The sequence below is a fragment of the Agromyces sp. NPDC056389 genome, assembly GCF_042262385.1.
In the GTDB taxonomy this organism is placed as follows: Bacteria; Actinomycetota; Actinomycetes; order Actinomycetales; family Microbacteriaceae; genus Agromyces.
The window spans coordinates 477640-501723 of the sequence record NZ_JBHJPN010000003.1; the positions used below are offsets into that span (position 1 = coordinate 477640).

The 24084-nt window shown below is 67.2% G+C and carries 20 protein-coding genes and 1 pseudogene; 15 read left to right on the top strand and 6 right to left on the bottom strand.

Going from position 1 to position 24084, the window contains the following annotated elements; translation table 11 throughout:
* Positions 1-15: 15 nt before the first annotated feature.
* Positions 16-504 (bottom strand): DUF6326 family protein, encoded by a 489-nt coding sequence (locus tag ACFCVM_RS18320; RefSeq protein ID WP_375838167.1) that lies wholly within the window; start codon positions 502-504, stop codon positions 16-18.
* 207 nt (positions 505-711) lie between these two features.
* On the opposite strand from ACFCVM_RS18320, the gene ACFCVM_RS18325 reads away from it, so the two are divergent.
* Together ACFCVM_RS18325 and ACFCVM_RS18330 are read left to right on the top strand one after the other, a co-directional pair.
* Positions 712-1326 carry a TetR/AcrR family transcriptional regulator gene (locus ACFCVM_RS18325; RefSeq protein WP_375838168.1) on the top strand — a complete coding sequence of 205 codons (615 nt, stop codon included), beginning with the start codon at positions 712-714 and terminating at the stop codon, positions 1324-1326.
* A gap of 195 nt (positions 1327-1521) precedes the next feature.
* Positions 1522-2163: a hypothetical protein gene (locus ACFCVM_RS18330; protein ID WP_375838169.1), complete on the top strand. Its 642-nt coding sequence runs from the start codon at positions 1522-1524 to the stop codon at positions 2161-2163.
* A gap of 39 nt (positions 2164-2202) precedes the next feature.
* Here the strand turns inward: ACFCVM_RS18330 and ACFCVM_RS18335 are convergent, their stop codons facing one another.
* Positions 2203-3102, bottom strand: a complete 900-nt coding sequence (locus ACFCVM_RS18335) for an SDR family oxidoreductase (protein WP_375838170.1) — start codon at positions 3100-3102, stop codon at positions 2203-2205.
* A gap of 272 nt (positions 3103-3374) precedes the next feature.
* Here ACFCVM_RS18335 and ACFCVM_RS18340 point away from each other — a divergent pair, with 272 nt between their 5' ends.
* Together ACFCVM_RS18340 and ACFCVM_RS18345 are read left to right on the top strand one after the other, a co-directional pair.
* Entirely contained in the window at positions 3375-3830 is a 456-nt protein-coding gene (locus ACFCVM_RS18340; RefSeq protein WP_375838171.1) for a hypothetical protein, read from the top strand.
* 95 nt (positions 3831-3925) lie between these two features.
* Entirely contained in the window at positions 3926-4702 is a 777-nt protein-coding gene (locus ACFCVM_RS18345) for a restriction endonuclease (protein ID WP_375838172.1), read from the top strand.
* Positions 4703-4809: 107 nt separating this feature from the next.
* Here ACFCVM_RS18345 and ACFCVM_RS18350 read toward each other — a convergent pair whose 3' ends face one another.
* Positions 4810-6369, bottom strand: a complete 1560-nt coding sequence (locus tag ACFCVM_RS18350; RefSeq protein ID WP_375838173.1) for a hypothetical protein — start codon at positions 6367-6369, stop codon at positions 4810-4812.
* Between the two features lie 70 nt (positions 6370-6439).
* On the opposite strand from ACFCVM_RS18350, the gene ACFCVM_RS18355 reads away from it, so the two are divergent.
* From ACFCVM_RS18355 to ACFCVM_RS18365, 3 genes are all read left to right on the top strand, one after another.
* Positions 6440-7648 carry a DUF4062 domain-containing protein gene (locus ACFCVM_RS18355; protein ID WP_375838174.1) on the top strand — a complete coding sequence of 403 codons (1209 nt, stop codon included), beginning with the start codon at positions 6440-6442 and terminating at the stop codon, positions 7646-7648.
* A gap of 277 nt (positions 7649-7925) precedes the next feature.
* Positions 7926-10532 (top strand): ATP-dependent Clp protease ATP-binding subunit, encoded by a 2607-nt coding sequence (locus ACFCVM_RS18360; protein WP_375838175.1) that lies wholly within the window; start codon positions 7926-7928, stop codon positions 10530-10532.
* 119 nt (positions 10533-10651) lie between these two features.
* Positions 10652-11443, top strand: a complete 792-nt coding sequence (locus ACFCVM_RS18365; RefSeq protein ID WP_375838176.1) for a lysostaphin resistance A-like protein — start codon at positions 10652-10654, stop codon at positions 11441-11443.
* 65 nt (positions 11444-11508) lie between these two features.
* Here ACFCVM_RS18365 and ACFCVM_RS18370 read toward each other — a convergent pair whose 3' ends face one another.
* Together ACFCVM_RS18370 and ACFCVM_RS18375 are read right to left on the bottom strand one after the other, a co-directional pair.
* Positions 11509-11826, bottom strand: coding sequence for a type II CAAX prenyl endopeptidase Rce1 family protein (locus tag ACFCVM_RS18370; RefSeq protein ID WP_375838177.1), 318 nt, complete (start codon positions 11824-11826; stop codon positions 11509-11511).
* A gap of 59 nt (positions 11827-11885) precedes the next feature.
* A pseudogene (locus ACFCVM_RS18375) lies at positions 11886-12020 on the bottom strand (hypothetical protein); the annotation flags it as partial.
* A 303-nt stretch (positions 12021-12323) separates the two neighbouring features.
* On the opposite strand from ACFCVM_RS18375, the gene ACFCVM_RS18380 reads away from it, so the two are divergent.
* Positions 12324-13391: a hypothetical protein gene (locus ACFCVM_RS18380; protein WP_375838178.1), complete on the top strand. Its 1068-nt coding sequence runs from the start codon at positions 12324-12326 to the stop codon at positions 13389-13391.
* 20 nt (positions 13392-13411) lie between these two features.
* Here ACFCVM_RS18380 and ACFCVM_RS18385 read toward each other — a convergent pair whose 3' ends face one another.
* Entirely contained in the window at positions 13412-14734 is a 1323-nt protein-coding gene (locus ACFCVM_RS18385) for an MFS transporter (protein ID WP_375838179.1), read from the bottom strand.
* 63 nt (positions 14735-14797) lie between these two features.
* On the opposite strand from ACFCVM_RS18385, the gene ACFCVM_RS18390 reads away from it, so the two are divergent.
* The 7 genes from ACFCVM_RS18390 (at position 14798) to ACFCVM_RS18420 (ending at position 24081) form a co-directional block, all read left to right on the top strand.
* Complete coding sequence (locus tag ACFCVM_RS18390; RefSeq protein ID WP_375838180.1) at positions 14798-15424, top strand: CGNR zinc finger domain-containing protein; 627 nt, start codon at positions 14798-14800, stop codon at positions 15422-15424.
* A gap of 159 nt (positions 15425-15583) precedes the next feature.
* Complete coding sequence (locus ACFCVM_RS18395) at positions 15584-16351, top strand: FadR/GntR family transcriptional regulator (protein WP_375838181.1); 768 nt, start codon at positions 15584-15586, stop codon at positions 16349-16351.
* A gap of 29 nt (positions 16352-16380) precedes the next feature.
* Entirely contained in the window at positions 16381-19662 is a 3282-nt protein-coding gene (locus ACFCVM_RS18400) for a discoidin domain-containing protein (RefSeq protein ID WP_375838182.1), read from the top strand.
* Between the two features lie 78 nt (positions 19663-19740).
* Positions 19741-20835, top strand: a complete 1095-nt coding sequence (locus tag ACFCVM_RS18405; RefSeq protein ID WP_375838183.1) for an enolase C-terminal domain-like protein — start codon at positions 19741-19743, stop codon at positions 20833-20835.
* Between the two features lie 32 nt (positions 20836-20867).
* Positions 20868-22223, top strand: a complete 1356-nt coding sequence (locus ACFCVM_RS18410) for an ABC transporter substrate-binding protein (RefSeq protein ID WP_375838184.1) — start codon at positions 20868-20870, stop codon at positions 22221-22223.
* Positions 22220-23161 (top strand): carbohydrate ABC transporter permease, encoded by a 942-nt coding sequence (locus tag ACFCVM_RS18415; protein ID WP_375838185.1) that lies wholly within the window; start codon positions 22220-22222, stop codon positions 23159-23161. Before ACFCVM_RS18410 ends, ACFCVM_RS18415 begins: the two co-directional genes overlap by 4 nt.
* Positions 23158-24081, top strand: coding sequence for a carbohydrate ABC transporter permease (locus tag ACFCVM_RS18420; RefSeq protein ID WP_375838186.1), 924 nt, complete (start codon positions 23158-23160; stop codon positions 24079-24081). The genes ACFCVM_RS18415 and ACFCVM_RS18420 overlap by 4 nt, the downstream gene beginning before the upstream one ends.
* Positions 24082-24084 lie beyond the last annotated feature (3 nt).

Sequence of the window (24084 nt, forward strand, 5' to 3'; positions counted from 1 at the left end):
GGTCGCCGCTGTCTCCTATCGAAGGTCCTGCCGAAGCCGGTCGGCCGTCACGACATCGGCAGCGTCGGAGCGCGTTCGAGGCCAGGTCCAGGCGGAGCGCAGGATGAAGGCCAGGAGCAACACCTCGAGGCCGATGGAGATGCCGTAGAAGAACGCCCACTCCCAGGTCGCCCCTGCCGCGTTGAACACCGAGTAGGGGATGTAGAGCGACGCCACGATGAGATTCGTGGCGCGGTTCGCCCGGGCGGGCAGTGTCATGGAGAGCATCACCATCAGGGCGGGGATCGCCACGGACGCGAGCATGACGGTCAACAACGTCGGGCTGACGTCGAACCTCCAGACGAGGCCATCGAGGATGCCGTCGACGACGCCGGGCTTGTAGAAGTTGAGGACGTCGACGTAGACGTAGAGGAACATGAAGCTGGCCCATGCGGCGGCGATCTTGGCCCGCACGGGGACCGGCGAGTTGTCGAGCCGGTTCGGGGTGTTCGTTCGGATGGTCATCGGTTCTTCCTTCCAGAGGAGCGGTCCGTTCGTCGGAGTGGCGGCGGGTCGCCATGAGTACGGCGTACGCGTACGGCGTACGCGTACACTGTACTATGGCGCGTACGCTGTACGCTTGTCAAGTCATTCGAGAGAGCGAGGTGACCCGTGTCTGCGAGGGAACAACGCCAGGTCGCGTCAGACGCGGGGCTGAGCAAGCAGCGGGTGGTGGTCGAGGCGGTCCGGCTCGCTGACCGCGATGGTGTCGACGGGCTGAGTATGCGCCGCCTGGCCGGCGAGCTCGACGCGGGCGCGATGACGCTCTACCGCTACGTGGCGAGCAAAGAGGAATTGCTCGACGCCATGATCGACATCGTGTTCGAGGAGATCGAACTCCCGCCCGAAGATGCCGACTGGCAGTCGGCGATGCGACGGGAGGCGCTGTCTGCCCAACAGGCTCTCGCACGCCACCCGTGGGCGATCAGCCTGATGGAGTCGCGGACATCGCCGGGGCCTGCGAACCTCCGCCACCGCGAAGCGGTCACCGCCTGCCTGCGAAGGGCCGGCTTCTCGGTCCTGACGGCGACGCACGCGAACTGGTTGCTCAACAGCTATGTCTACGGTTACGCCCTGCAGGCAGCCAGCCTGCCGTTCGACACCGCCGACGATCTCGCGGACATGACCGAAGACGTCTACCTGCCCCTACTTCCTCCTGACGAGTTCCCCTACCTCAACGAGTCCGCCGCCGGGCTCGTCGCTGCCGGCTACGACCCGGCAGAGGAGTTCATGTTCGGCCTCGACCTCATCCTCGCCGCGCTCGAACCCCTGAGGGCCTCCGCCTAGCGAAGCCGACGGTCCGACGCCGGCGTGCTGCATGCCGACCTCGTCGCCGCCGATATCGCCGATGCGGTCGCCGTCTAGGTGTCCCGTCGCCGGGTGCTCATGCCGTCGGCGTTGCCGTTGGGTCGTGAGCGAACGACCGTTGCAGGTGCCGTCCTGCGGGCCCATATGCTGATGCCCTATACGAGAGGAATGACTATGGCCGAACGCAAACCGACCGGACTTCGCCGGTGGATGCCGGTGGTGATCGTCGTGGTCATCGCGGGCGGGCTCGCCGCAATCCAGGTCGTGCGTGTGGCGGATTCCGCTCAGCGAAATGGCTCCGCGACCCTCGATGGCGTCGTCATCGCTCTCGTGTTCACTGCTCTGACCGTCGGGGCCGTTTCCGGCTGGCTCTTCCTGAGCGCCCGCTCGCGACGTGTTCGGCTCGCCGAGCGGTATCCGAACGCTCGACAGTTCGGGTTCGCCGCGACAGCGCCGCTCGTCGAGTCCGCTCGCATACTGGGCTCACGAGTCTCGCCGAATGCCCTAGGCACGGTCGTCATTGCAGACGGCCAACTGCTGTTCTTCGCGGGGGGTGCGGCGACGCCTCGTGTCTCGGTTCAGGTTCAGCAGATCGCCGCGATCGAGGGCGGGGAGTCTCTCGTCGGTGTTCGCTGGACCCCCGCGATCAATATCTCGGTTCGTCATGAGGGTCGAGACCTGTCCCTGCTTTTCGTGCCGAACTCTCCGAGGGGCGCTCTTCGCTTGGTGACAAAGGTCGAGGTCGAGGCGATAGCAGCGCAGCTCGAAGAGGAGCTCCGTGCAGAAGTCCTCCGATCGAGCGTCGGCCTCTCGTAACGCTCAGCGTCTCCGACCAGCCGAGGCTGGGCGACAGGTTCACCGGCCGATGCGCAGGTCCTTCCACCCGAACCCGCCCGCCTCGGGCAGACTCTCCCGAATCTGCTCGGCCGTGAACATGCGCCGCGGCCGCAGGTCGTCGGGCACGGATGCCGCGGGCGGCGAGGCATCCGTCACGCCCTCGGCGAGCATGCGCACCTGGGCCTTCGCAACGAGCGGCACCTTCATGGTCCACTCGGTCACCTGCGCGAGCGCGAACTGCGCCCACACCGGCCACGGCACCACGACCACGCGGTGTCCGACGACGGATGCCACGCGCCGCACGGCCTTCGACAGCAGGAGCTGCTCGGCGCCGACGACCGCGACCGTTGCACGCGGCATCCGTCCGTCGATCGCGGCGACGAGGATGTCGGTGAGGTCGTCGATCGGGATGGGCCGGATGGGCTTCTCGCGGAAGCCGACGGTCGCGAACACCGGCAGCGTCTGCACGGTGTGGCTGAGGTGGTCGATGAGGTGGTCGCCGCGGCCGTAGATCATGCCGGCCTTGAGGATCGTGGAGTCGAGGCCCGAGGCGCGGATCAGCTCTTCGGCCGCCCATTTCGACTCGTGGTACGGCGAGCCGCAGTCGGGTCGTGCCCGTAGGAAGCTCAGCATGACGACCTTGCGTACCCCGGCGCGCTTGGCCGCTTCGATCACGTTCGCGGTGCCCTCGATATGCACGCGCTGGTAGGTCTGGTCGCCGATCTCGCGGTTGATGCCCGCGCAGTGCGCGACGACCTCGCACCCCTCGAACGCTCGCGTCAACGCGTCGACATCACTGGTGTCGACGCCGGTGCGGCGAGAGATGACGACGGATGCCTCGGGCCCGAGCCGTTCGGCCAGGTGGCGTCCGACGAATCCGGTGCCGCCGGTAATCGCGGTGCGGGGGTGCTGGGTCATGACTGAGACCGTAGTATGCGTGGGAGCCCGCCCAAGGTGCGTCTACCCGGTAAGGACGCATCCAACCCGCAGTTCGGCGAGGGTGGCAGCCCGTTCGAGCCGGGCCGGGTCCGGGGAACCCACCGCGCTGCGGGAGCGATCGGGGTTCCCAACTTGCGGGCCGACGCCCGAGCCGCGGGACAAGTCGACGGGCACCCGCCGCCGGCTCGGAGGCGTCGATGTCGTGGATTCGGGCTGCGGCCCAACGGCCGTCTCGTCGATAACATCGCGGTGTGCTCCAGACTGTGCTCACCGCCGCCATCGCTGCGCTCGTCGCGTTCCTGTTCTCCGCGTTGAACGACGTGATGACTGAACGCCGCTCGTTCAAACACCGGTGGGATAGGGATGTCTTCGATCTGAGCGTTTCGTTTCTGGGTGCCACTCGGCGGCTCTGGCATCTTGCGGGTGAGCACGCAGCGTCGGACCCAGAAGCCCTGAATTCCGCGCATCAAGAACTGCGCATTGAGTGTGGCAAGCTGCTCGTTCTGGCGAATCCGATGCTGGGTGAAGCCGCCCTGCGGGTACAACGCGAGGCCTACGCGGTAGTCAAAGTCGCTACCGGCGAAGCCGACCCGCGGCCGGCTGAGGGCGACCCGACGCAACGATTGGTGACGGCGATCGACCGTTTCAGTCGCGCGGCGCGATCACAACTCTCACTGCCGGATCTGGCGATGACTCGCCTGGACTGAGTCCTTCAATCGCGAACGCTTCCGCGCGGTTCTGATCTCGTGCTCAAGTTACGGAATCGTTCCCTCTCGCTGTGATACGCAATATGGTCGACCCTGTGGATCTGCCGCAGTTCAGCGCTGTATATGCCTACCGCGAAGTAATGAACTACGTTGCGGAGAGGGTGCCGCCCTCCACAGCGCGAGAAATGGCTGAGGTGAACAAGTACCGTCAGATCGGCATCGACGCGCTCAACTCGTTTGGCACGCACTGGGTCGATGACAGCCAATTGATCGAAGCAGTAGCCGCTCGCGCTAAACCAGCTCTATCGGTCGACTATCCAGATGGCGGCAATGAGCCGTTGCCGCTCGCACGAGCTCGCTACACCACCTGGCTCCTACAACATGCCCACCTTGCTGCGCGACGGGAGAGAGACAGGCGACAAGGCATCGCGCGTGGTGCGATCACCGACCCTCTTCAACCCGTGGTAGATCCTGCGCCAGCGCCACAGCCGTTTGGGGTGTCAGATCGAGGCGCCGAAGAACTTGTTGCTCAATGGATGCGGTATCTGGGTGCCCCGGCCGCCATGACCACTCAGTTCTCAGGTGATGGCGGGATCGATGTCGTCTCGGACCTCTTTATCGCGCAAGTGAAGAACTACCGCGCCTCGATCTCGATCGCTTCGATGCGCGAACTTGCCGGCGTGGCCGCAGTCGATCGTCGCAAACCCCTGTTCTTCACTTCCGGGGTGTACCCACCCTCCGCAATAGGATTCGCGGATCAATCCGGCATTGCGCTGTTCTGCTACGACGCCATAGCGGGCACGATCGCAGGCAAGAACGACCTAGGCCGGCGTGGGGTGCAGCATGGGCTGCCCTCACTCCTCAAGGACTAGGGGATTAGGGGTCTCCAACTCGCCGCACAGCCGCCTCGATCACGTTCGCAGTGCCCTCGATGTGCACCCGCCACGGGTGGTGCACCTCCGCGTGGTCTCGGCGGCCGCTAGGCGCCAGGAGCGATCGGTGCGATGTTTGCGGCGAGTCGCTTCGTCCCGTAATCATCAAACTCCACAACGATGACCTCATTCGGACCGCCGGCAATTCTGACCACGACACCTGGGCCGAATTGGTCGTGCAAGATCGTCTGCCCGACATTGATGGCACCATCCGGGAACTTCTCGTGCGGCACTCCTTGAGACCATTCGAATGTGGCTTGCTGGTCGATGATCAGGATTTCTCGGGGAATGCGTCGTCTCAGCGGAGTCAAGATGGAGTACAGCAGCAGGAGCAAGACTGGAACAGTGGCGACCATGACCACCGTTCGAAATAGCACACGCTCTTCAACCGGCGTGGATTCCAGGCGTGGCCGCAATCCTAGGATGGGTCGGAGATCCCACTGGAGGAACTCGCTGAGCAAAATCAAGACCACGGCCAAGCAGGTGATTGCTGCCATGAAGAGCACTGCGAGACGCGGCCCCCGATAGTAGTCTCGAACACGAGCGATGAATCCGAGTTTTGCCCGTTCGCGAGCCCGGGGTGCAAGGTCGACGTTCTTGATCTCGCGGATATCAGCACCTTTGAGTGTGCCGCCAAGCTCTGCTTCGGCATTCGTCAAGTGAAGGACCTCCACGACGAATCCGTCCGTCGGGTCGAGGAAATCAAAGCTGATCTCGGCGACACCAGGACTCGTGACGGAGGTGTTGGCCTGAATTTGGGTGCGACTCATGGTGACAATCCGTGCAGAGAGTACGGAGTCGTCAGGGCCCAATCTGATGCGGAGCGGATCAGCAGCAGTGAGGTCGTCGCGTCGGATCGTGTCGCCACGCTTGCTCCAGACAGCTACGTATGTTCGGGTGAGGCGAGTAAGTTCAGCGCCACGGAACTTGAGCTGAAGGCCACCATTAAGCAGCGAGTCGTCGGGGGCGATCAATTCTTCTTGGTCGATCGCGTAACGGAGGTCTGGCCTTTGACGGTTTCGGCGAGCGAGGAACCACGTCACAGGAATACCGACGACGAAGAGCGCAATCGCCAGCCATTCAGAAAAACCCAATTGCATCTCCTTTGGAACACGCCCTCGTGCGCTCTGCGGAGCATATCGGGTACCGACACAAATGGCATGGCATGACATCGGAGCGCGCAGCAACACCGATCGGGGACGACAAACTGAAGAGAACGTCGGTGGGTGGGCTCCTTCGCGTTGGTCGATCTTGGGCAGGTCGTCGGCGTTGAAGCTCGTGCGCAGGATTCGGGGTCGCGCTGGTGCACCACCTTTCCGACCGACAGCGTTGGAACAGACCTCAAGATGGCGCCTCGGCCAACCCGGTCGCATTCGTTCTCGGTTCGGCGGTTGTCGATGATGATCTGGTGGGCAATGAGGTGCGACGGAGGCGCCAGCGAGGGCGTCGGAAAGACTTTGCTCATGAGGAAATGAAACCTTCGAGGCGCCGAGCTTGAACGACGCTATCGAGATCGCGGGCGGCATGGAGTGGCGCCCCAAACCGAGTATCTGGTCCGCTGTCGGGGTGGCGACGTGGTGGAGCCAGCGGCGGATTTCGATCTGCATTGCCAGTTTGGAGCTCTTGAGCAGCACTGTGCTTCGCCGTCCTTGTCGGTATCGCCAATATGCTGACGCAATGGATCGTCGGTATCAGGTCTTTATCAGTTCCACATTCATCGACTTGATCGATGAGCGGCGCGAGGTCATCGAAGCCTTGCTTGAGATGGACGCGATACCCGCGGGTATGGAACTTTTCGCAGCAGGCAACACCGACCAGTGGACGCTCATCAAGCAAGTGATTGACCAGAGCGACTACTACCTGGTGATCGTCGGCGGTCGGTATGGCAGCACAACCGCAGAAGGTGTGTCATTTACTGAGATGGAGTACGACTACGCCGTCGAGCAAGGCGTTCCCGTAATGGGGTTTGTGCACGGGCATCCAAATGACATCCCTGCGGGCCGCACGGAGCTGAATCCTGAGGCGCGGACGAAGCTGGACGCGTTCCGCGAGAAGGTCAAGCAGAAGATCGTTAAGGAGTACACGACGCCCGCTGAACTCGGTGGAGTTGTCTCTCGCGGGCTGATCAAGTTGCAGCGAGACTTTCCCCGGCCTGGTTGGGTGCGCGGTGACATGGCGATGACGCCTGAGACGGAAGCGCGAATGGCGGAGTTGCGAGCCGAGTTAGCTGAACTTCGACAGGCAGCGGCCGAGAAGAGCGAGGCCGAGGCCTTGCCAAAGATCGAGGGTCTCGCGTCGGGCGAGGACCCCTTCGATTTCGCCATAAGAATCACGGGCAAGCACGTTCGCGACCAAGCGAAGCAGTCGTATCTAAGGAAGACCTACGTCTGGACTATCGCGTACGAAACGACCTGGAACGAGATCATTCAGATGGTCGGGCCGTCGCTAATGGACGAGGCATCGGAGAGGGAAATCAGAGAATCACTTCAAAACCTCGGAAGAAGCTTGATACGGGAGCAGACGGAAAAATGGCCGGACGCAATCCTCGAATGGTCCGAGAGAGAGGTGTCGGACGCGACCGTTGGCGATGTGCTTGTCCAATTGTTCGCGCTTGACCTAATTGCGCACGGCAAGAAGAAGAGGACGATGAGCGACCACAACCGCTACTGGATGCTGACTCCCGCAGGACAAGACCAGGTGATGCGCCTGCGCGCTCTCCGCCAACCGGCACCGGGCGAACGCAGAGCACGACGCCAGGGGGAATTGGAGAGGCTGACAGTACCTCGCCTCCGAGCGATGGCACTCGACCATGAGTTGGACGGTAAAGGAGTCAAGGCGGAACTGGTCCGATCCATCCTTTCGGCCGAAGGGCACGCTTCAGATTGAGAGTGCCGCTGCAAGGTTGCCCTTGTCGGCTCGTCGCAACCTTCGACTAGAGGGGAGCGTTAGCCACGGCCGAGGCATGCGACGATCCAGAGCACCACGACGATACGGTTCATGACTTGCTTTCGGCCACCCACCGAAACGGATCGTTGAGTGTGCGAAACGGATCGTTGAGTGTGAAGGAGTGGCCTGCGGCCGGGATGCCTCAGGGTCCGCGGGAATACCCACGCCCCCTCCGCGTTGAACTTGAGCGTACCCCACTCAAGTTCCAGGAGGATTGGTGCCCGAAGACTTCAACCCCGAAGCCGGCGCGAGCTCGTTCGACGAGTTTCTCGCCCGCTACCTCGCGGGTGAGCAGGCGCGTCAGGCTCGGTCGATCGACCTCAGCCGGTTCCTGACCGCCCGTACTCAAGGCATCCTGCGTCAAGCAGGACGCTTCGCGCTAGAGCGCGGCCAGACCGAGCTCGACGCCCTGCACATCCTGCGCGTGATCGTCGAAGACGAGAGCGTCAAGCAGGCGATCGCCCGCATCGGCGTCGCCCCCGAGCGGCTCATCACCGCGACCGAGGCGCGCCTGCCCGCTGCCGGCGAGACCGCCGACATCAACGCGGCCACGATCACCCCGAGCGCCTCCCGCGCGCTGTTCCACAGCTACCAGGTGGCGCGCTCGGCCGGCTCGACCTACATCGACCCCGAGCACCTCTTCTTCGCGCTCGTGCTGGGGCAAGACGCCCCTGCCGGCCAGGTGCTCGCGCGCGCCGGCGTCACCGCCGAGGCCCTCACGCAGGGCATGCGCGAGACGGTCGAAGCGGGCATGCCGGGTGCCGACGGCGAGACGGATGCCTCGGGCATGCCGGGCGCCGGGGCATCCGACACCCCCATGCTCGACAAGTTCGGCACCGACCTCACCGAGCTGGCCGCGAACGGCGAGCTCGACCCCGTGATCGGCCGTGCCGACGAGATCGAGCAGACCATCGAGATCCTCAGCCGTCGCACCAAGAACAACCCGGTGCTGATCGGCGAGGCCGGCGTCGGCAAGACGGCGATCGTCGAGGGCCTCGCCCGCGCGATCGTCGAGGAGTCGGTGCCCGAGGCACTGCTCGACAAGCGCGTCATCTCGCTCGACCTGCCCGGCATGCTCGCGGGCACCCGCTACCGCGGTGACTTCGAGGAGCGCCTCACCAAGACCATGGAGGAGATCGCCGCGCACAAGGGCGAGCTCATCATCTTCATCGATGAGATCCACACCGTGGTCGGGGCGGGCGGCTCGGGCGACGGCGGCACCGACGCGGGCAACATCTTGAAGCCGCGCCTCGCGCGCGGCGAGCTGCACCTCGTGGGCGCGACGACGCTCAAGGAGTACCGCACGATCGAGAAGGACCCCGCCCTCGAACGCCGGTTCCAGCCGGTGCGCGTGGGGGAGCCCTCCATCGAAGACGCCGTGCTCATCCTCCACGGGCTGAAGCCCGCCTACGAGGAGCACCACGGCGTGCAGTACACGGATGCCGCGCTCCGCGCCTCCGTCGAGCTGAGCGCCCGCTACCTCACCGACCGGGTGCTGCCCGACAAGGCCATCGACCTCATCGATCAGGCAGGTGCACGTCTGCGCCTCAAGCTCGGCATGAAGACGGATGTCTCCGCGCTCATCGCGCGACTCGCCGACCTCGAGGCCGACAAGAACGCCGCCGTCGGCGCCGAGCACTACGAAGAGGCCTCGCGCATTCGCGACGAGATCTCGAAGGTGCAGGATCGGCTGGAGGCAGCCACCGAGAAGGGGCGCGCCGCGGCATCCGCCGGGCTCGGCTCCGACGCGGCCGAGCGCTCGACCGTGATCGACGAGGCCGAGATCGCCGGGGTGATCTCGCGGGCCACCGGCATTCCGGTGAACCGCCTCACCGAGAGCGAGCGAGAGCGCCTCGGCGACCTTGAGGGCGAGCTGCACGCGCGCGTCATCGGTCAGGACGACGCGGTCACCGCGGTCGCCAAGGCCGTGCGCCGCAGCCGCACCGGCATGGGCGACGCCAAGCGCCCGGTCGGGTCGTTCCTGTTCCTCGGGCCGACGGGTGTCGGCAAGACCGAGCTGGCGCGGGCGCTGGCGTCGTCGCTCTTCGACGACGAGCAGGCGATCGTGCGCTTCGACATGAGCGAGTTCGGCGAGCGGCACACCGTGTCGCGGCTCGTCGGCGCCCCTCCCGGCTACGTCGGGTACGACGAGGCCGGGCAGCTCACCGAGCGCGTGCGGCGCAACCCGTACTCGATCGTGCTGTTCGACGAGATCGAGAAGGCGCACCCCGACGTGTTCAACCTGCTGCTGCAGGTGCTCGACGACGGACGCCTGACCGACGGCCAGGGCCGCACCGTCGACTTCCGCAACACGGTGATCGTGATGACCTCGAACCTCGGTTCGGAGTTCCTCGCGTCGCGTTCGGGTGCACTCGGCTTCGTCGCCTCGACGGACGGCTCGGGCTTCAGCTCCTCCGATGACGTGCGCAACCGCGTCATGGGCAAGGTGCGCGAGGCCATGCGCCCCGAGTTCCTGAACCGCATCGACGAGATCGTGCTGTTCCAGAAGCTCGACGAGCCGCAGCTCGCGCAGATCGTGCGCCTCATGCTCGGCGCCACCGCGTCGCGGCTCGCCGCGCGCGAGGTCGCCTTCGAGGTGACGGATGCCGCGGTGTCGCTGCTGGCTGAACGCGGCTACGAGCCCGAGTACGGTGCCCGGCCCCTGCGCCGCGTCATCCAGCGCGAGATCGACGACCGCATCAGCGACCTGTTCGTGAGCGGCGAGCTCGGCGATGGCGAGGGCGTGAAGGTGGATGCCGCGGGCGGCGAGTTCGTCGTGGCATCCGTGCCCCGCGCGACCGTGACGCTGCCGCTCGCGGCATAGTCCGTCTGCTCCCAACGAATGCCCGGCCGTCATACGGCCGGGCGTTCGTCGTCTCGGGCGGTGCTGCTGGGATACTGAGCTGTCGCTGCCGTGGCGACCCTCCGTAGGAAAGGAATCGCATGCGCGTCGCACCCCGTTGGTGGATCGGGATCCTCGTCTGGATCGCCTACGTCGTCGTGATCTTCACCGTCGGGCTGCTCTCGGGAGTGCCCTACGACCGATACGGCGACAGCGCAGACACGCTCTTCCGGGGGCCCGTGCTGTTCCTCGCCGCAGGAGCCGTGCTGCTCGTCGTCGCGACGAGCGTGCTCGGCTGGTGGAAGCCCGCGCTCCGCGACGAGCGCCGCAGCTGTCACGCCTGGCCGATCATCGCGCCGGCGCTCATGGCCGTCGCCATCGTGATCTCGCTGACCGCCGGGGTCGACTGGTCGCGCATCGACGGCGGGTATCTCGCAGGGCTCCTGCTGCTCGGCGCGCTCGTGGGCTTCAACGAGGAGCTCGTGAACCGAGGCATCCTGCTCACGAGCCTGCGCGGTACCGTGCGCGAGGTGTGGGTGTGGTTCTCGACGAGCGCGCTCTTCGGGCTCATGCACGCGACCAACCTCTTCTTCGGGCAGGAGTTGCTGCCGACGCTGCAGCAGATCGGCATCGCGTTCCTCGGCGGCACCGCGTTCTACATCGTGCGTCGCGTCTCGGGGAGCCTGATCTGGGCGATGGTGCTGCACGGTGCCTGGGACTTCACGACCTTCGCCGTCGGCCACGCGCCGGGCCAGGTCGCGTTCGGGCCGTTGCTCGGCACGATCGCGCAGGGGCTCGCGCTGGTGTTCGTCTTCTGGACGTTCCGGAGCAAGGGCGAGGATGCCGCGCCGTCGGAGCCCGCGATCGGTACGGCGCGAACGTCGGCAGGCTGACCGACGCGCGCCCGTTCTTCGGTGAGAACGCCCGGCCCTCATCTCGAGGGTCGGGCGTTCGTCGTTCAGCCGGCCGAGATGCCGGCGCCGCTTGTGGCGGGTGCGGGCGAGACATCCAGCCGTTCATTCGCTCCTCGGATCACGAAGGCCACACACGCGAGCCCCATGATGCCCGTGAAGAGGTAGGCGACATTCGCGATGGCCGCGATGTCGCCCTCGTGCCCGACCCCGGTCGCGAACACCGAGAAGTCCCAGACGCCGTGCAGCACCATCGCCCAGATGAGCGAACCGGTCGTGCGGCGCAGGATGTAGAACGCCGTGCTGCCGAGGAACGCGGCGAAGACCTGCATGGTCGTGTCACCGACGGGGGCGCCGAGCAGCACGTTGAGTAGTGCGAGAACCCGAACAGCGCCGAGCTGAGGAACCACACCCAGCCCTCGCCGAGCCGGCTGCGCAGTGCCACGATCAGCAGGCCGCGGTTCACGAGCTCCTCGGTGAACCCGACGAGCAGCAGGGCGACGGATGCCGCGAAGAACGCCCCGCTGTAACTGGCCCAGTCGGTGCCCGCGAGGTTCATCACGGCCGCGACCGCGACGAGGATCGGCACGAAGATCGGCCAGCGGTGCCGGCTGCGTTCACGGTCGAAGATCGCTGGGCGCCACCAGCCGAGCCTCTGATCGTGGCAATGCGATTCTCTCGTGCCCACGAAGTGCGAGGCGTAACCGGCCCGCGGCGTCGCACGTAACCGTGTGAAGTCGCCGCGGTAACCGGTCGAAGACGAACGCCCGGGCCTCCCATTCCCATGTGGGCCTCGCGTTTGCTACGTTCTTGCCATGATGATCGCCGGTGGGCCCGACCTCCGCTCCGCTCCGGACCCTTCGTGACGGGCGTTCTCTCGCGTCTCGCGGCGATCGTTCGGCGAGTCGCGAACAGGCGCACGATCGTGGTCGGCGCCATCGCCCTGGTCGGGCTCGGCATCGCGGCATCCGTCGCAGTCTCGCTCGGCGTTCAAGAAGAGCACCGCCGCCAGGTTCTCGCAGACGTCACGTCGTCGGCCGCCACGCTCGAGACGAAGGCGGCATCCGTCAGCGCGGCAGGTGCGCAGTATGAAGCGGATGTCTCGGCGGCCGCCGAGCTGGCCGCCGAGCTGTCGGCGACGTTGGAGCTGCCGCCGCAGCGCTTCGACCCCGCCGCACGGACGGAGGTCGAGCGAGCACTCGCGCAGCTTGCGAACGCGTCGTCATCACTGCCCGCGCCGAGCGAGTCGATCGTCCTGGTGCGCGATGAGGCCACTCTCGAGGAGTTGCGCTCGGCCGAGAAGGACCTGACCGATGCGATCGGCGACCTCGACGACCGTGCCGATGAACTCGAATCGCGCCGGTCGGAGCTCGCCGACGCGACCGATGAGGCTCGATCCGCTGCGAAGACGCTCGTCGACGGCGTGATCGGCGGCACCGAGAGCCTTCTGGCGGCGCACGCCGCAGCATCGGTCGAATCATCGGATCGAGTCCGCACGATCGTGGCCGCCCTCGGCGTCGCGTGGGCCGCAGACGACCTTCGTGAATGGGTCGACGCGGTCGCCGCCCTCGAAGCATCGTCGGCAGAGGCCGCTGCCCGACTCGCCCTGGAGGATCAGGGCGTTGACGAGGACGAGGCGGGCGCTGGCGCGCCGACCACGAGCACGTCGGGCCCCGGGTGGCCGCCCACTTGGAAGACCCCCACATTTCCGCCATTGAGCACTGAGCCGCCGTCGCCGACGCCCGTCGACATCTGGCCCCTCATCTGGAACGAGCACTGGCGACCGTATGAGGAGTGCGTCGGGATGATGGGGCATGTGAAGACGTTCCCCACGAACGACTTCGGCTACGGTCTCGACTCGGGCATGACGACCCCATGGACCCACGCCTGGGGCGGGAGCGGCATCAGCATCTACACCTGCGGCTACTGACGGCTTGGGTCGTGCGTGCGTCACTCGGGCGCGCCGGCGGCAGTGGCCGCGTGGTCGGCCGCACGCTCGGGCTCCCGTCGCTCGGCGATCGCGAGCGCGGCGGGGTCGCCGATGCGGGGGAGCGGCGAGAGGGCGACCCACACGAACGACCCGAGGCAGAGCAGGGCGCCGATCGCGAGCCCCGCCCGCGTGCCGAGCAGCTCGCCGGCGAAGCCGCCCGCTGCGGCGCCGATCGCGATCGTGCCGAACGACACCCAGCGCATGCTCGCATTCACCCGCCCGAGCAGCCGGTCGGGCGTGCGCAGCTGCCGGATGGTCACGAGGATCACGCTCGACAGTGTCGTGCTGGCGCCGTTCAGTGCGAACACCGCGCCGAACGCGGCGATGAGCCACGGCGTGCCCCACGAAGCATCCGCGAACGGAATGGCGAGGAGGGAGAGGCAGTTGACCGCCGCGCACCAGAGGATCGGGCGGCCCCCGCCGAAGCGGCGCACGGCGGGCCCGGCGAGCACCGAGCCGGCGAGGGCGCCGACCGCCCCGATCGCGAGGACGAGCCCGAGCTGGGCCGCCTCGAGGCCGAGCCCCTGCACGGCGTGCAGGGTGAACAGCACCATGATCCACTGGCTGAACGGGTTGTAGAGCGCCGAGAAGCCGAGGTTCGCCACGAGGTAGCGGTCGCGGGCGACGAAACGCAGCCCGCCGCGGAGTTCGGCCAGGAACCCGCCGCTTCGCCCCGACGGGGTCTCGGGCGCGCGGATGCCGGTGACCGAGATCGCCGAGACGATGTACCCGCCGGCCGTGACGAGCAGCGCGAACGGGGCCGTCACCGCCTGCACGAGCAGGCCCCCGAGTCCGGGGCCGCCGACTTGCACGGCCGACGCCGTCGCGGCGAGCCTCGTGTTCGCACCGGGCAGCGCCGCCGTCGGCACGACGCTCGGCAGCACCGACTGGTACGAGACCTCGAACAGCACGGTGAAGCAGCCGATCGCCGCGGCGAGCACCGCGAGCGCCGGAACCGTCAGTGCGCCCGCCACCGCGGCGACGACGATCGCGACGGTGAGCACGGCGCGCGCCCAGTCGGCGGTCACGATGAGCGGTCGGCGCCGATGCCGGTCGACGAGCACCCCGAGGGGAAGGGCGAGCAGCAGGAAGGGCAGCCAGCGGGCCACCCCCAGCAGACCGAGCTCCATCGCCGAGGCGTGCAGCACGAGCACCGCGAGCAGGGGGAGCGCGAGTTCGGCGACCTGCTGCGCGGCGACGGATGCGCCCTCTGTGAGCCAGAGCCGAGCAAAGTCACGTGACCATGGCCGTCGCCGAAAGCTAATTGGTGATTCGTGTTGCATGCGTTACAGAGTGGCAGACCGAATCGAATGGGTAAAGCCCGAATCAGGCGTTATGCTGGCCGAATGGATGCCTCGAAGCGGTTGCGGTCGCGCGACACGTACGGGCAGGTCGGCGGTGCCGTCGCCCTCGACCTGGTCAACACGGTGTCGTGGCGGCTCAGCGCCGAACGATGCATCGAGCACTTCGTCGACTTCGACGATGTGCAGCGCTGGGCGCACCAGCTCGGCCTCGTCGACGACGAGCGGAGCGCGGCGCTGAGCCGTCTCGTCGAAGAGCGTCCGTCGGATGCCGCGGCCGAAGTCGCCCGGGTCATCGCGCTGCGCGAGGCGATCTACACCGCCGTGTACGAGGGCGCGTCGACCCAGCCGCTCGTGGCGGCGCACGCCGAGGCCATCGCGGCGGGTCGCCTCGACCCCGATGCCGAAGGCGCGGGATGGGCGTGGGAATTCCCGGTGGACCTCGCCCTGCCTCGCCGGCGCATCGCGCTCGCCGCGGTCGACCTGCTGCTGCGCGACGATCTCGACCGGCTCGGCCAGTGCTCCGACGCCGAGTGCGGGTGGGTCTTCCTCGACACCTCGCCGCGGCACAATCGCCGGTGGTGCGTCGCCTCCGACTGCGGCAACCGCAACCGGGTGCGCGAGCACTACGCGCGGGTTCGTGCCACGGCGGACTCGCCGGCTGGAAGCTGAGCCGCCTGATCGGCGGGGTGCCGCTCGGCAAATAGATCTGATTCATTCTCCAGTACCGGGCGTGAACACCACAGAATCACGTTTGTAGTGCGACTCATTGCACGACTGGCGCGCATTGTGTAATACTCATCGAAGCATTTCGCTCGACGAGGAGACACCATGGCGGCAGTGGCGGCAGGCGCAGCAGATGAAGCAGGCGAGACGGTCGCTCCGTACCGGCCGGGCTACGAGCTCGTCGCCGAGCAGCTGCTGCAGTACATCGCCGCCGAGGGCCTGCGGCCCGGCGACCGGCTGCCGACCGAGCAGGGCCTCGCCGAGATCCTCGGCGTCACGCGCAACGTCACTCGCGAGGCCGTCAAGGTGCTCTCGGCGCTCGGACGGGTGAGCGTCCGCCGCGGCGCGGGCATCTTCGTGGCGGAGTCCAACGGCGTGCTCGCCGACGCCGAACTCGCGAACTTCCAGCCGACCGACATGGAGCAGGTGCTCATGCTGATCGACTACCGCCAGTTCACCGAGGCCGAGACGGCGCGCCGGGCCGCGACGTCGGCGACGCCCGTGCAGGTCCGCGCCATCCGCGACTCGGCGAAGACCTCGCTCGACGCCGGAATCGCCGACGACATCGACTCGTTCGGTGCTGCCGACGCCGCGTTCCACACCGCGATCGCGGCTGCGGCCGGCAACGTCTTCCTGCAGGCGAGCGTCGCGAACACCCGCAAGTTCGCAGCGCAGTCCGACGTGCTGCTCTTCCACGGCGACGCCGCGGGCCCGCTCTCCGACGCCGGGGCCCAGCACGTCGAGATCGCCGAGGCCATCGCGGCCGGCGACAGCGAACTCGCCGCGACCCTGATGGTCGCGCACATCGACACCACCAGAGCGCAGTTCGAGCACCGCATTCGCACGCGGTTGTTCTCGCGGCTCACCGACTGACCACCACCACCCACCACGCAAGGAATTCGATGAAGAACTCCCGTACTTTGGCGCGCCTGCTCGGCGTCGCGCTGGCCGCCACCGTCGCCATCGCACCGGTCGTCACGGCCGATGCCGCCTGGGCGGCACCAGCGGCGACGAAGTCGCTGCCGGCGCTGAACATCTACGTCTCGCCCGACGCGAAGGGCCTGCAACTCGGCACGAAGAAGCATCCGTTCAAGACGCTCGAGAAGGCCCGCAGCGCGGTGCGGCTCGTCAACCGCCACATGATCACCGACATCAACGTGCGACTACTCGACGGCACCTACCGGCTGAAGGACACCTTCACGCTCACGTCTCGCGACTCGGGGAGCAACGGCCGCACCATCACGTGGGAGGCCGCAGCCGGTGCAGAGCCCGTGATCAGCGGCGGAACCCCTGTCACGAAGTGGAAGGTCAGCGACGAGGCGCGCGGCATCTGGAGCGCGAACGTCGGCGAGGTCGACGCGCGGCAGCTCTACGTCGACGGTGCACCCGCGACGCGGGCCCGAAGCGGAGAGAACCCCGGCGGATTCTCGAAGACCGAGAACGGCTATGCGATCACCGACCCCGCGATGCAGTCGTGGCGGAACCAGAGCGACATCGAGGTCGCCTCGTCGTGGGGCTGGAAGCTGCAGCGCTGCCTCGTCGACACGATCACCGCCGACCGCATGATCATGCAGCAGCCGTGCTGGCACAACGCCCACCTGCAGCAGGGCCAGGAGATCCAGAACCCCACCTGGCTCGAGAACGCCTATGAACTGCTCGACGAACCGGGGGAGTGGTACCTCGACAAGGCCGAGCAGCGGCTCTACTACCTGCCGCAGGACGGCAAGAACCCGAACGACTCCGAGGTCGTGCTGCCGCGCGTGCAGTCGCTCGTCGAGCTCGCCGGCACGATCGACAAGCCGGTGAAGAACGTGGCGTTCGAGGGCCTCACCTTCTCGCACTCGACGTGGCTCGAGCCGAGCAGCCCCGACGGGCTCATCGAGGGACAGGCCGGATTCCGCATGATCGGCGAGGGCAACCCCACCTTCGACTCGACGCGCCTGTACTGGAAGAAGACCCCCGGCGCCGTCAACGTCGGCTACGGCCATGACATCGCCTTCGAAGACAACGTCTTCACGCACCTCGGCGCAGTGGGCCTGAACCTCAACACCGGCACCCAGGGCACCGACATCATCGGCAACGTCTTCCGCGACGTCGCGGCCACGGGCGTGCAGATCGGCGGCACCGACATCGTCGACCACCACCCCGACGACCAGCGTTCCGTGACGAAGAACACGACGGTGCGGAACAACCTCATCACCGACGTCGCCACGAACTACCGCGGCTCGGTCGGAATCCTCGCCGGGTACACCGAGCGCACCGTCATCGAGCACAACCGCATCTACGACCTGCCCTACAGCGGCATCTCGGTCGGCTGGGGCTGGGGCCTCACCGACAAGGGCGGCAATGAGAACTACCTGCCCGAGAACGGCGGCATCACGCCGTACCCGACCGACACTCCGAGCCGCGAGACGATCGTGCGCTACAACCACATCAGCGACATCATGCGCAAGCAGGCCGATGGCGGTGCGATCTACACGCTGAGCAACGCGCCCGAGAGCATCGTCGCGGGCAACCTGATCACCGACGTGCCGCATGCGGCGTACGGCGCGATCTACCACGACGAGGCATCGAGCAAGTACCGCACGTTCAACAACGCGTTCTGCGACATCGAGTTCCAGTGGCTGCTCGTCAACCGCGGCATCGGCGTCGACGTGCAGCGCAACTTCACGACGAGCGGTCGCTTCTCGACGCAGGGCAACACGGTCGACTCGCTCGTCGCGAACAACGCCCTCGTCGAGGGCTGCGAGCAACTGCCCGCGAGCGTCGTGAACAATGCCGGCCTCGAGGCCGACTACCGCCACCTCGACCCGCAGGAGCCCGCCGCCGACACCACTCGGCCGTCGAAGCCCGGTGCGATCGAGGCATCCGCTCTCTTCCCGACCATCGCTGAGCTCAGCTGGGAGCCCGCCGACGACGACACCGCCGTCACCGGGTACTCGGTGTTCCTCGACGGCGAGCTCGTCAGCGCATCGAAGAAGCCCGAGGCGCGCCTGACCGGCCTCGAGGTCGGTCGCGAGTACCAGGTGACCATCACCGCCCGCGACGCAGCGGCCAACGAGTCCGAAGCCGGCCCGGGCACGGCGCTCACGATGCCCGCGACGCCCAATGCGGCGGTCGGCAAGGATGTCACCGCGTCCTCGTTCTCCGACGCGAACCTTCCCGAGCTCGCCTTCGACGGCGACCTCTCCACCCGGTGGGCCCAGGGCCGTGGGCTGCCCGACCCGTCGTGGATCCAGGTCGACCTCGGCGCCGAGTACGACATCGACGGGCTCATCACGTCCTTCGAACTGTCGAGCGGCTACCGCTACCGACTCCAGGCGTCGGTCGACGAGGTCGAGTGGATCACGCTCGACGATCACACCGGCGAGAACACGACCGCTGCGGCGAACTACACGTCCCTCGAGCAGTCCGTTCGCGGTCGCTACGTGCGACTCGACGTGACCGGCACGAGCGGCAACGGCGGCAGCATCTACGAGCTCGAGGTCTACGGTGCGGAGGCCGCGCCGAACGAGGACACGGAGCCTCCGGCGGTTCCGGATGCCCCGAAGGCACGCATCCTGCTGCCGAGCGTCGTCGAGCTGAGCTGGACGCCTCCGGCCGGCGACCCTGCGAGCTACGAGCTGTGGAACGGCGACACGCGCGTCGCCGTCACGACCGCCACGACGTACCGCCTGAGCGGACTCGCCCCCGAATCGGCGCACAGCTTCACGATCGTCGCCCGTGATGCCGCCCTGAACCGATCCGAGCCGAGCGGCGCCACGGCCGTGACGATGCCCGCCGACACGAACCTCGCCACGGGTCGTCCGGTCACCGCATCCTCGTTCTCGGAGCCGAACCTGCCTGCGCTCGCCGTCGACGGCGACCCCGGCACCCGGTGGGCCCAGGGCATCGGCATGCCCGACCCGTCGTGGATCCGGATCGACCTCGGGTCGGCGATCGACGTCTCGAGCGTCGTGTCGGTCTTCGAGCTGCCGAGGGGGTACGCCTACCGTCTCGAGTCGTCGCTCGACGGCGAGACCTGGACGACGTTCGACGACCGCACCGGGCGCAAGACCACCCAGCACGAGAACGTGAGCATCGCCGACGAACCCGTGAGCATGCGCTACCTCCGCCTGACCGTGACCGACTCCAGCTGGAACGGCGGCAGCCTCTGGGAGATCAAGGTCTACGGCGACTACTGAACCACCGGTCCGCGCGGGTGAAACGCCCGCGCGGACCGGGCACCACCAGCACCACCGCGAAAACGAGAGAGCAACGCAATGAAGATCACCCACGTCGAGGTCCATCGGGTGCACGTGCCCGCGGCCGACCCGCCCTTCAAGTGGCGGGAGGGGCTCGCCGGCAGCCCTTCGTTCGGCGACGGAGCCGTGCTCCGCATCGGCACCGACGGCGGTGCGGAGGGCGTCGCGTTCTTCTCCCGCCCGGGCGCCGCGGTGATGCTCGAGGATCTCGTCGAGCGGGTGTACCGGCCCGAGCTGATCGGTGCCGATCCGCTCAACCGCGAGTGGATCTGGCACCGGATCTGGGAGCTCGACCGAATCCACGAACTGCCGCTGCCCGCCTTCGGCCTCGTCGACGTCGCCCTCTGGGACCTCGCGGGACGCATCGCGAACGAGCCCGTGTGGCGTGTGCTCGGCGGTTTCCGCACCTCGATTCCCGCGTACGCGTCGACCTCGACGTTCGCGACCATCGAGGAGTTCCTCGACGTCGCCGACCAGTCGCTCGCGCTCGGCTACCGCGGCATCAAGCTGCACGCCTGGGGTGACGCAACGAAGGACGCCGAGCTCGCGCTCGCACTGAGGGCCCACGTCGGCGACGACGTGCCGCTCATGTACGACGGCTCGGCCGGCTTCGACCTGCCCGACGCGATCCGCCTCGGCCGGGCGCTCTCCGATGCCGGGTACCTCTGGTACGAGGAGCCCATGCGGGAGTTCAGCATCACCGCGTACGGCCGGCTCGCCGACGCGGTCTCGGTGCCGCTCGTGGTCGCCGAGACCTCCGACGGTGCGCACATGAACTCGGCCGACTTCATCGCCGCGGGTGCTGCCACGTTCGGCGTGCGGGCCAGTGCGACCCTGCGCGGCGGCATCACCGGTGCGATGCGCACGGCGCACCTCGCCGACGCGTTCCGGCTCCGTGCAGAGGTGCACGGTTCCGACATCCCGAACCAGCACCTGTGCATGGCGATCTCGAACACCACGTATTACGAGTCGCTCGTCACCTCGAACCCGGTTCGCCGCGAGGCGGCGGTCGACGAGAACGGCATGGTGCACGCGCCGACCGAGCCCGGCATCGCCCTCCCAGCGGGTCTCGACTACCCGGCCTCCGTCGCGGCATTCGCCCGCGTCGCATGACTCACCCCCCAACCCCCTTGAAAGGAACGACAATGCAGTCAACCCCTCGATCCCGCGTCGTCCGACGCGGCGCGTTCGTCGCCTCGGCGATCGCGACCGTCGCCCTGCTCGCCGGCTGCGCCAGCGCGGAGCAGTCCACGGCCGACGGCCCCACCACCTTCGAGCCCGTCGAGCAGGTCGCCGGCTCGGAGATCGTCGTCTGGGCGGACTCCACCCGCCTCGCCTCGGTCGAGGCGTATCAGGAGGCGAACCCCGACGTGAAGATGGACATCGTCACCTACGACGGCGGTGCCGACGGCTCGACCTACCTGCAGACGAAGGTGCAGCTGTTCGACCGCACCGATGAGGGCTGGCCCGACGTGGTCTTCGGCACGCCGACCGACGTCACGTGGGCGTCGAAGCCGACCTCGCCCGGTGAGACGCCGTTTGCTGCGCCGCTCAACGAGGACCTCGTCGACCAGGAGGTGCTCGACGGGTTCGCGAAGGGGTCGCTCACCCCGTGCGAGGCCGACGGCAACACCTACTGCCTGCGCAACGACATCGCGCAGGTCGTGCTCTGGTACAACGACGCCCTCATGACCGAGTTCGGCTACGAGGTTCCGACCACGTGGGAGGAGTACCAGGCACTCGGCGAGAAGGTCGCGGTCGAGCACCCCGGCTACCTCGTGGGATCGATCGGCGACACCAACTCGCACGAGTCGTACTTCTGGTCGGCGGCCTGCCCGGCACAGGAGGCGGAGTCCGCGGACACCCTGCGGGTGGCGCTCGACGACCCCGCGTGCACGCGCATGGCGACCATGCTCGACTCGCTCGTCGACGCCGGCTCGTTGACCACCCAGGCGTTCTTCAGCCAGGGCTTCGACGGCAGCAAGGTGCTCATGGCGAACGGCCCGTCGTGGTACGGCAAGTACCTCTTCGACTCCGCGTTCAAGGTGCCCGCCGGCCAGATCGCGGCAGCGGCGCCCCTCAAGTGGGACGGCGAGAGCGAAGCGGTGACCGGCAACGTCGGTGGCGGCGTCTGGATGGTGTCGGCCCACAGCAAGAACCTCGAGGCATCGACGGCGCTCGCGGAGTGGCTCACCACCTCGGACGAGAACCTGAAGGATGCCCCGACCTACCCCGCCTACGTCGCGGGCGCCGAGGTGTGGCTCGAGAACCCGGCCAACCGCGACTACTTCGCGAACGACATCACCGAGGCGTTCACCGTGGCCGCCGACGCCGTGTGGACCGGTTGGGCGAACACCCGCTTCGCGAGCTCGACCGCCTGGTCGAGCGTCGTGCTCCCCGCCATCACCGGTGGCGCCTCCCTGACCGACACGCTGCCCGCCTGGCAGCAGGCGATCACCGATGAGGCGGAATCGGTCGGATACACGGTCGTCAACGAATGACCGCAGTCGATGCCGGGCGCGCAGCCGCCCTCGTCGAAACCCAGCGGGTCCGGCGGCGCGTCCAGCGCCGCCGGCCCGGCTGGGCGGGGCTCGTCTTCGCCGCTCCGTATACGGTGTTCCTGCTCGCGTTCGGCGTGTTCCCCACGGTCTACGCGATCTACCTGGCGTTCACGAACGACCGCGGCCAGTTCACCGGGCTCGGCCAGTTCATCAAGGTCATGCAGGACTACCGGTTCGCGCCGGCCTTCCTGAACATCACCGTCTACCTCGTGATGTGGCTCACCGCGGTCATCGTGCTGACGGTCGTCGTCGCCGTGATCCTCCGCGGCCGGATGCGCCCCGGCCTGTCGGCGGTGTTCCGCTTCCTCTACTACATCCCCGGCGCGCTCGCCGGTGTCGCGAGCGTGCTCGTCTGGCTGTTCATGCTCGATCCGCATGTGAGCCCCGCCGCGGGCCTGCTCCGCGCAATGGGCATGGAGACGTTCGCCCAGGTGCTCGACCCGGGCAACCTGCCGGTGATCTTCGTGATCATCGCCTTCTGGACCGGTGCAGGCGGATGGATCGTCGTCATGTACGGCGCGCTCAACAACATCCCCGATGAGGTCATCGAGGCCGCACGAATGGACGGCGCCGGACCGTGGAAGACCGCCTGGCACGTGCAGATTCCCATGATCCGCAAGTGGATCGTCTACATGGCGATCCTCGCCTTCGCCGCCGGCACCCAGCTGTTCGTCGAGCCGCAGCTCATGCAGACCGCGAGCCTCGGCCGCGTCAGCCCGACGTGGTCGCCGAACCAGCTCGCCTACGTCTTCGCATTCCAGAACGGCGACTTCAACGGTGCGGCCGCGATCTCGCTGTTCCTGCTGCTGATCGGCGTGATCCTCGCCGTCGTACTCGTCACCCGCTCGGGTCTGTTCAAGGTGGATGAAGAAGAATGAGCGCAGTGCACTCCGCGACCGGGGCCTCCTCGGTCGGTCTCCGCCGGCCCCGCACCGGTTCGTTCGCGTCGATGGCCGTGGTCGTCATCGTGCTCGCGGCACTCCTCGTGTTCTTCGTCGTGCCCGCGATCTGGGTGCTGCTCGCCCCCACCAAGACGGCCGCCGAGCTCATCTCCGAGCCGCCCCTGTCGTTCGGTTCGTTCGAGCAGCTCGGCGCTGCGTGGAACCACCTCGTGAGCTTCCAGGATGGCGCGGTGTTCCAGTGGCTCGGCAACTCGGCCGTGTACTCGGGGCTCGCGCTGCTGTTCACCCTCGTGACGAGCGTGCCCGCGGGCTACGCGCTCGCGCTCACACGGTTCCGCGGCCGCAAGCTCCTGCTCATGACCACCCTCATCGTGATGATCATGCCGTCGTCGGCGCTCGTGCTCCCGATCTTCCTCGAACTGAACCTGTTCGGGCTGATCGGCACCATCTGGTCGGTCGTGCTGCCGTTCTCGTTCTACCCGTTCGGCGTGTACCTGGTGTACATCTACTTCGCGACGAGCCTGCAGCGTTCGATGCTCGAAGCCGCGCGGATCGACGGGGCCAACGAGTGGCAGATCTTCGTCCGCATCGCACTGCCGCTCGCGAAGCCCGTCGTTGCGCTCGTCGCCTTCTTCAGCTTCGTCGGCAACTGGAACAACTTCTTCCTGCCCTACCTGGTGCTTCCGAAGAGCAGTCAGTTCCCGATCCAGGTGGGCCTGAACCAGCTGCTGTCGTCGACGCCGTCGTTCAACCCGGTGGCCGGCGCCGGACTCGACATCACGAGCCCCGAGCTGGCCCTCGCGATCGTCATCGCGATCCTGCCGGTGCTCGTGCTCTTCCTCTTCTCGCAGCGCGCGCTCGTGTCGGGCATGCTCGCCGGTTCGACCAAGGAATGACGG

What these genes read in the sequence shown, in the direction of transcription:
- ACFCVM_RS18320 (WP_375838167.1), bottom strand. Translation starts at nt 504, where the DNA reads ATGACCATCCGAACGAACACCCCGAACCGGCTCGACAACTCGCCGGTC.
- ACFCVM_RS18330 (WP_375838169.1), top strand. Translation starts at nt 1,522, where the DNA reads ATGGCCGAACGCAAACCGACCGGACTTCGCCGGTGGATGCCGGTGGTG.
- ACFCVM_RS18335 (WP_375838170.1), bottom strand. Translation starts at nt 3,102, where the DNA reads ATGACCCAGCACCCCCGCACCGCGATTACCGGCGGCACCGGATTCGTC.
- ACFCVM_RS18350 (WP_375838173.1), bottom strand. Translation starts at nt 6,369, where the DNA reads ATGCAGATCGAAATCCGCCGCTGGCTCCACCACGTCGCCACCCCGACA.
- ACFCVM_RS18355 (WP_375838174.1), top strand. Translation starts at nt 6,440, where the DNA reads ATGGATCGTCGGTATCAGGTCTTTATCAGTTCCACATTCATCGACTTG.
- ACFCVM_RS18365 (WP_375838176.1), top strand. Translation starts at nt 10,652, where the DNA reads ATGCGCGTCGCACCCCGTTGGTGGATCGGGATCCTCGTCTGGATCGCC.
- ACFCVM_RS18385 (WP_375838179.1), bottom strand. Translation starts at nt 14,734, where the DNA reads ATGCAACACGAATCACCAATTAGCTTTCGGCGACGGCCATGGTCACGT.
- ACFCVM_RS18390 (WP_375838180.1), top strand. Translation starts at nt 14,798, where the DNA reads ATGGATGCCTCGAAGCGGTTGCGGTCGCGCGACACGTACGGGCAGGTC.
- ACFCVM_RS18395 (WP_375838181.1), top strand. Translation starts at nt 15,584, where the DNA reads ATGGCGGCAGTGGCGGCAGGCGCAGCAGATGAAGCAGGCGAGACGGTC.
- ACFCVM_RS18400 (WP_375838182.1), top strand. Translation starts at nt 16,381, where the DNA reads ATGAAGAACTCCCGTACTTTGGCGCGCCTGCTCGGCGTCGCGCTGGCC.
- ACFCVM_RS18405 (WP_375838183.1), top strand. Translation starts at nt 19,741, where the DNA reads ATGAAGATCACCCACGTCGAGGTCCATCGGGTGCACGTGCCCGCGGCC.
- ACFCVM_RS18410 (WP_375838184.1), top strand. Translation starts at nt 20,868, where the DNA reads ATGCAGTCAACCCCTCGATCCCGCGTCGTCCGACGCGGCGCGTTCGTC.
- ACFCVM_RS18415 (WP_375838185.1), top strand. Translation starts at nt 22,220, where the DNA reads ATGACCGCAGTCGATGCCGGGCGCGCAGCCGCCCTCGTCGAAACCCAG.
- ACFCVM_RS18420 (WP_375838186.1), top strand. Translation starts at nt 23,158, where the DNA reads ATGAGCGCAGTGCACTCCGCGACCGGGGCCTCCTCGGTCGGTCTCCGC.